The sequence below is a fragment of the Streptomyces sp. NPDC006879 genome, from assembly GCF_042869595.1.
Taxonomy (GTDB): domain Bacteria; phylum Actinomycetota; class Actinomycetes; order Streptomycetales; family Streptomycetaceae; genus Streptomyces.
In genome coordinates, this window is the sequence record NZ_JBIAGC010000084.1 from 1 (window position 1) to 6,676 (window position 6,676).

At 66.6% G+C, this 6,676-nt stretch carries 4 protein-coding genes and 3 pseudogenes; 3 read left to right on the forward strand and 4 right to left on the reverse strand.

All coding sequences use genetic code 11. The features are described from left to right. Window positions 1-130: 130 nt before the first annotated feature. Entirely contained in the window at window positions 131-961 is an 831-nt protein-coding gene (locus ACFYMC_RS29375) for a hypothetical protein (protein ID WP_388531096.1), read from the reverse strand. Window positions 962-1,484: 523 nt separating this feature from the next. Between ACFYMC_RS29375 and ACFYMC_RS29380 the strand changes: the two are divergent. Next, window positions 1,485-1,651, forward strand: a pseudogene (locus ACFYMC_RS29380) (IS5/IS1182 family transposase); the annotation flags it as partial. A 119-nt stretch (window positions 1,652-1,770) separates the two neighbouring features. After that, a complete protein-coding gene (locus tag ACFYMC_RS29385; RefSeq protein ID WP_388531099.1) occupies window positions 1,771-1,983 on the forward strand; it encodes an integrase core domain-containing protein in 213 nt (70 codons plus the stop codon). Between the two features lie 91 nt (window positions 1,984-2,074). Here ACFYMC_RS29385 and ACFYMC_RS29390 read toward each other — a convergent pair. The 3 genes and pseudogenes from ACFYMC_RS29390 to ACFYMC_RS29400 all read right to left on the reverse strand — a co-directional run. Continuing rightward, window positions 2,075-2,593 (reverse strand): annotated as a pseudogene (locus tag ACFYMC_RS29390) (GtrA family protein); the annotation flags it as partial. A gap of 104 nt (window positions 2,594-2,697) precedes the next feature. Beyond that, complete coding sequence (locus ACFYMC_RS29395; RefSeq protein ID WP_388531101.1) at window positions 2,698-4,392, reverse strand: ArnT family glycosyltransferase; 1,695 nt, start codon at window positions 4,390-4,392, stop codon at window positions 2,698-2,700. Continuing rightward, complete coding sequence (locus tag ACFYMC_RS29400) at window positions 4,389-5,627, reverse strand: glycosyltransferase (RefSeq protein WP_388531104.1); 1,239 nt, start codon at window positions 5,625-5,627, stop codon at window positions 4,389-4,391. The genes ACFYMC_RS29395 and ACFYMC_RS29400 overlap by 4 nt, the downstream gene beginning before the upstream one ends. 326 nt (window positions 5,628-5,953) lie before the next feature. On the opposite strand from ACFYMC_RS29400, the pseudogene ACFYMC_RS29405 reads away from it, so the two are divergent. After that, a pseudogene (locus ACFYMC_RS29405) lies at window positions 5,954-6,580 on the forward strand (transposase family protein); the annotation flags it as partial. Window positions 6,581-6,676: the final 96 nt, after the last annotated feature.

Below are 6,676 nucleotides of genomic sequence, written 5' to 3' on the forward strand. Positions count from 1 at the left end.
CCGGCAAGGTCCTCGCCAAAATCCGACTCGTCGCGACCAACGTGAAGAAACTCGTCAACAACAACTCGAACTGACATGAACAAGATCACGAGACAGCCCTTAGCCATGCCAATAGGCAGGTTGGAGATGCTCATGAAATATCGTTCGGATGGGTGCCTGGCACCGTCATGGTGTCCTCCGTGAGGACACCAGTGCCCACGTTGTAGCACTGAGCACAGCTCCACGCGGCATCAGGGAATGAAGCTCGGAGCATGCGTGCAGCACGCTGCCTTGCGTCCTCGGGCAGGGAGATCACGCCACCTGCGTCACTCAGAACAGTGACATGCCAGTAGCGCACGGAGTCTCGGGAGTACGGGGTGATACGGACGTTCGCAATAGCGCGCTGTGCCAGCTGTGCTAGGCCGACGTCCAGCAACTGCCGAAGGCCACGGCTACTCTGAATGGCTCTTGCACCCCTGATGGGGGTCGGGAAGGTGAACTCTGTACGGACGGCATCGAGCAGCCGGCGGTAAATGGCAAGAGTCGTCATCGACCAGCTGTGCTCGGGGCCGTGTACGTCGCGGAATAATGCGTCGAAGACCGCCAACGCCATTGATCTCACGTCGGCCTCTCGGACGGAATTCTCGGGGCTGACGGGAGGGGATGCTTCGGGACAGCCGTTTGACGCATCGGCAGACGTGTTCTCAAGGACGGGGTTCTCCAGGACATGCCGGCTCGTCGCGGCGACCGGGAGTAAGGCGCGCGGCCCCTCGGAGCAGCGGAGGACAAGGCGACAGGAGTGCTGATCCAGCCAACCGATCAAGGCCGCGCTCAGACTGATCAGCCGACCGAATTGCACAGCGGTGCCATGCATGGCGTTCACTCTCGGCTCAGCCATGAGCTCTGTCGTGACGACGAGCGCAGGCCACCAAGATTGGCCTTTGATGCAGTACTTGGCCAACGCATAGGGATGGGAAGCCAACTTCGCACCGTGCCTTGAGCGCGACAGTAGACAGCGGAGTTGAGGCTCCTTGTGGCCACCCCGACGGATCGGTCTCGTGGGTCACATTGCTCTCCTTGAGTAGTAGTTGGTGAATATGGCTGCAGAGGGTTGCGGCTGTTGGGACTAAGCCTGTTCAGGCTGTCACCCGATTGGATGGCGGCGCTCGCTGAGCCTGTTGGTCAGGTGGCCGCTGATGCACTATTGGCTGACGTGTCAGGAGAAGCTCACCTGTGGGACTGGAGGGGCGCTTCCGTGGGGGCGAAACGGAGTTCTTAGGTTCCCGCCCATGAGCGTTTTCACATAGCTCGGCGTCTCGAGTGCCTGCCTTGACGGGAATCCTTCAAGGCAGGCCAAGCCGTACTGCGGTTGGAGGTTGTGAGACTCGCGGGAGCCCGCAGAAGGATTTGGACGCACGCTCTTCCAATAGGAGGGTGAAGCAAAATTCGGCTGTGCTCGTGGGTACACGCATGTGGGAATCGAGAAGACGCTTGAACCGTTCCTGGTTCTGTTCGTGTTGCACACCGGGATCGACTGGGAACACCTTCCGCAGGAGTTCGGTTTCGGCTCCCGGCGTGACGTGCTGGCGCCGACCTCCTGGCCGAACTCCGCAGAGCGAACCTGCTGGACTTCTCCCGGGCTGCGGTTGACGGCCCCCACATCCGTGAACCGTTCCGGGTTCGGTAGAGACTCGATTCCGTATACACGAGTTTCCGACTCGCCGAACACCTGAAGGCCGCCGGCATCGCAGCCTCGATCGGCTCCTTCGGTGCCGCCTACGACTGTCCCTTATGGAATCCACGATCGGCCTGTTCAAGACCGAGCTGATCAAACCGGGGCGACCCTGGTGGACGCTCTCCCAGGTTGAGCTGGCCACCGCGGAATGGGTCGACTGGTACTGCCACCACCGGCTCCACGGTGGAATAGGGCACATCCCACCCGCCGAATACGAGAGCAACTACTACTTCACGGCTACGAAACCCCAGGTCACAACTACAAGCTGAAGTCTCTACCGAACCCGGAACGGTTCAACATGCTCGACTGTCAAGTGCTTCTCAAGTCAACAAAAGCGGCGTGAACGCCGGAGATGATGGGTTATCGAGACTGGTTCCATTCGTGCATTTTCGGCGGCTCTCGTGCACCCGCACGCGGTCGCCGCCGCGGAGGCGGCGCCGCACGCACGCGGTCTGGTGGACCGGGCCGTGCCCGCGCACCCGCCCGCCCGCGCCCCGGGGCACCGCGGCGCGGCAGGTAGACCAGCGCCTCGGTCGCCGCGAACCGCACCACGAAGGTGGTCAGCAGGGCGAGGGCTGTCGCGGGCAGCACCGCCATCCCCCACTGGGCGACGAACAGGGCGATCAACGGGATGCGCAGCAGCAGGTCGGCGTTGGCGAGCAGGGCGAAGCGGCCGAACCGGTCCGACCAGTGCCGGTGCCGCCGCCGCTCGCGGAAGAGCAGGACCTCGATCAGGAGGAAGTTCCACACCACACCGAACTGGTTGGCCATGATCTCGGCCGGCAGGTAGTGCATCCCGCCCGCCACCAGCAGGTGTAGCGCGGCCAGGTTAGGCAGGAAGCCGGTCAGGCCGATCACCCCGAAGGCGGCCATCTTGGCTGCGAGGGTCGGCACGACGAGGGTCATGGCGCCGGGCTCGGCGATCTGGCCGACGGTCAGTTCCGGGTCGCCGAGCTCGACGGCCCCGGTCCTACGCGGTGTGGTCACTGGGTGCCTCCTTCGCTGCCGACACGGCGGATCTCGATGCGGTCCTCGCCCCGGCCGAACACGGCGACCGCCTCGGAGTTCTCCAGGGCCGCCTTGACGTTGGGCAGGTCGGCCGCGTCACGGCGGACGGTCGGCGAGGAGACCACGTAGTCGATGTCCCGCCAGCCTCCCGGGAGGGTCCTGGTCACGGCAGGGTCGAGGTCGTCCTTGTAGAACTTGTAGAACCAGATGACGCCTGTGCCGGGGGTGAACCCGTCGTGCACCAGGTCCAGCCACAGGGCGTCGTCGACCAGGACCCGGGTGGCGGACGGGTCCTCCACCTGGGTGCGCATCCACTCCGCGGCCGCCCGGTAGGGGGCGTTGGCGTCGGCGGTCAGGGCGTCGCGGTTGCTCTCGTACCAGTGGGGGACGACGAAGGCGAGGGCCGCCAGCGCCAGCACCCCGGCCAGGGCGCCGCGCACCCGGCGCTCGGCCCGCGGGGCGGCCGCGCGCCCGACGGGCCGCCGCAGCACCGCGTGCGCCACGCTGGCCGCGCCGCCCGCGAGCACCAGGGCCAGGAAGGGCAGCGCCTGGACGACGTACATCGCCGGGAGGTAGCCGGAGGGCCGCAGCGCCACCACGGCCAGGATCAGGACCACCAGCGAGGGGCCCGCCAGCGCCCGCGCGGTCACCGACCAGCGCAGCGTGGCCAGCAGCAGCGCCGCGCCCGCGAGCCCGCCGATCGGCAGCACGGTGTCGTAGTACAGCCAGGAGCGCAGCACCTCGTTCGAGACCGTGCCCGCCTCCAGGATGAACCCGGAGCCCGGGCGCCCGAGCTGGTAGGTGATGCCGTCCATCAGCGAGACATGGCCGGGCCCGGACAGCAGCTCGTTGTTGAGCAGCGCGTACAGCGGGTAGCACAGCCCGATCAAGGCGCAGGCGGTGATCGCGCCGGTGACGGCGAACTTGCGGGTGCCGCGGTGGCTGTGCCGCCACATCGTCACCAGCAGCGCCGGCAGGACCAGCAGCGTCGTCTCCTTGGTAAGCACCGACACGGCTCCGGCGAGACCCGCGGCGAAGTGGTGCCACAGATGCCGGCTTGGGGAAGCGGCCAGGCAGAACGCCAGCAGCATCCACATCACGGCGATGTTGTCGAGGAAGATCTGCCGCTGGAGCACCACCGACAGCGGCGACAGGCCGAACATCAGCATCGCGAGGGCCGCGGCCCAGCGCGGCAGCCACAGCCGGCGCGCCAGCACGTACAGCAGGACCGCGGAGACGGCGCTGACCACGAGCATCGCCAGGCGCATCGTCGCCACGGTCATCGTCTCGGGCGCGATCAGCGACGGGATCCAGGTCAGGAACGCGATCTGTATCCAGCCGAGCGGCGGATGGTCGTACCAGTATGTGTAGTGCGCCAGGCCCTCGCCCTGCTGGACGGCCCACGCCTGGGCCAGGTAGGTGCCCTCGTCCTCGCTCAGTGCGGGGAAGTGGGCGATGTTCCAGCCCTGCACCACCATGATCAGGCACAGCAGGGCGGCGCAGATCAGCAGGTCGGGGCGGGAGGAGCGGAAGCGGACGACGGGGCGGACCCAGGCGGCGCCGGTGTCCGGGGGGTTCGTGCGCTGGGCGGGGATCCGGAGCGTGCCGCCGGGCTCGGCGTCGCCGGCCGTCCCGGTGGTCTCCGGTACGGGGGGCAGGGGCGTCGTCACCGGCGGGCGTCCTCTCTGGTCTCGGTCAGATCTGTCAGGTGTGCGCCGACGTGGCTGGTCAGCTCCCACTCGTTGCGGCCGGTCTTCTCGCGCCACACGGCGCGCACCGCCGCCCCGGCGAGCATCAGCTGGTAGAAGGGGCCGCCGAGGATCAGCTTCACGTAGTGCACGAAGCGCACCCGCAACCCGTACGCCACCCCGAAGTCGTGCAGGCCCACGACTTCGAACACGAAGATGACGATCACTGTGATCAGCGGCAGGAAGGTGACGACGGCGATGCCGGCGGGCACGTCGAGGAAGAGCGCGATGCCCACGTTGACCGGGATGATCACACCGGTGAACGCCTGCATGAACGGGGACATCAGGGTGTAGCGGGCCAGCATCCACTGACCGCGGGTGGGCAGCTGGCGCCAGTCCTTCTTCCGGTACACCTGGAGGAAGCCCTGGTTCCAGCGGGTGCGCTGCTTGAACAGGCTCATCAGGCTGCCGGGGGTCTCCTCCCGGGTCACCATGTCGCTGTCGTAGGCGACGACGACCTTCTTGCCCACGGAGGACAGGCGCACACCGAGGTCGCAGTCCTCGGCCAGGCACTCCGGGTCCCAGCCGTCCGCCTCGCGCAGCACCGCGGTGCGCACGAAGACGGTGTTGCCGCCGAGCGGGATGAACCCCTTCTCGGCGTGCAGGTGCAGACGGCTGCGGAAGTAGAAGAAGTACTCCAGGCAGTTGCGCAGGCTGTACCAGCTGGAGTGGAAGTTGATGAGCTGCACGCCGCCCTGGACGACGTCGGCGCCGGTGCTGGTGAAGGCGTGGTCCACGTGGGCGAGCAGCTCGGGGTGGACCTGGTCCTCGGCGTCGAAGACGCCCACCACCTTGCCCCGGCAGTGCGGCAGCGCGGTGTTCAGCGCCTTCGGCTTGTTCTTGGTCTCGTGGGTGTCGGTGACCACCCGCACTCTGACCGGGTCCCGCGCGGCCGCCCGTTCGGCGACCGCCGCGGTCTCCGGATCGTCGTGCCCGACGATCACGATGATCTCGAAGTTGGAATGGCTGGATTCCAGTAGCCGTTCGATGGTGTGCTCCAGCACCGCCTGCTCGTGGCGGGCAGGCAGCAGCAGCGAGAACGACAGCTCCGTGCCGCCCTCCGGGCGGTCGAAGCGGGTGGACGCCAGCGTCTCGGGTGTACGCCAGGCATGCATCTGCCACCAGAGCGTGAACGCCGCCATCCAGAACAACGCCATGGAAATGGCAACGACGAACACCGATATGAGCACAAAGCCCCCAACTAAGACTTGCCCGCAACCGCTGACCACTACTTGCGAGGAGCCACCGACATCGACCACGGCAAACCCGCCCTGCGTGTCCCTCCACTACGAGGCGGCTCTTCACAACGCGCCGCAGTTCTCCTTCATGACATGGCTCGCTAAACTCAATAGCCAGATGGCCGCTGATCTAGCATCGGGTGACATGGCTCACGAAGCTCAGTGAGCCTCTTTCATCCTGCGCTGGAGGGTGAAATGGGCTGGTCAGCTGGTGTGGTGACGAGGCAGGGCCCCTGGTCGTTGGCGTGGTGATCTCACTCAACACACCGGCGACCGAAGGGGCCCTGTTGGTTCCGTATCCTGCCACGCTCGACGTCCCGCACGAGCTCGTCGAGCATGTCGCCTGGCTGCTGTACGAGCACCGCCGGGCCCGCAACACCAGGTGGCGCAAGCTCGGCTGCTTCCAGCAGGCTCTTCTCACGCTGGTTCACCTGCGGAAGAACGAGACGTTCTCGCAGCTCGGAGCCGGTTTCGGGATATCCCAGGCCACGGCCTGGCGGTACGTCGACGAGACCCTTGACATCCTCGCGGCCTGGGCACCCGGCCTGCACGAAGCCCTCACCGGCCTCGGTGAGGGCGACCACGTCATAGTGGACGGCACCCTGATCGCCACCGACCGCATCGCGGCGGACGAGTCGTACTACTCGCAAGAGCACCGCAAGCACGGTATGAACGTGCAGGTCATCGCCCGCTCCGACGGCACCCCGCTGTGGTTCTCCCGCACGACACCCGGCCGCACCCACGACCTGACCGCGGCCCGCGCACACGGCATCATCCAGGCCTGCCTCACCCGGGAGATCCTCGTCCTCGCGGACCGGGCTTACCAGGGCGCCGACGCCACCGTCCGCACCCCCTACTACCGCCACCGCGAACTGAGCTGCCCCGAGTTTCGTAGAGTCCGATCTTGATTGGTTCAGGCGGACTGCGGGGTTTGCTCCTGGCTGCGCCAGAAGGCTTCTTCGTACTCG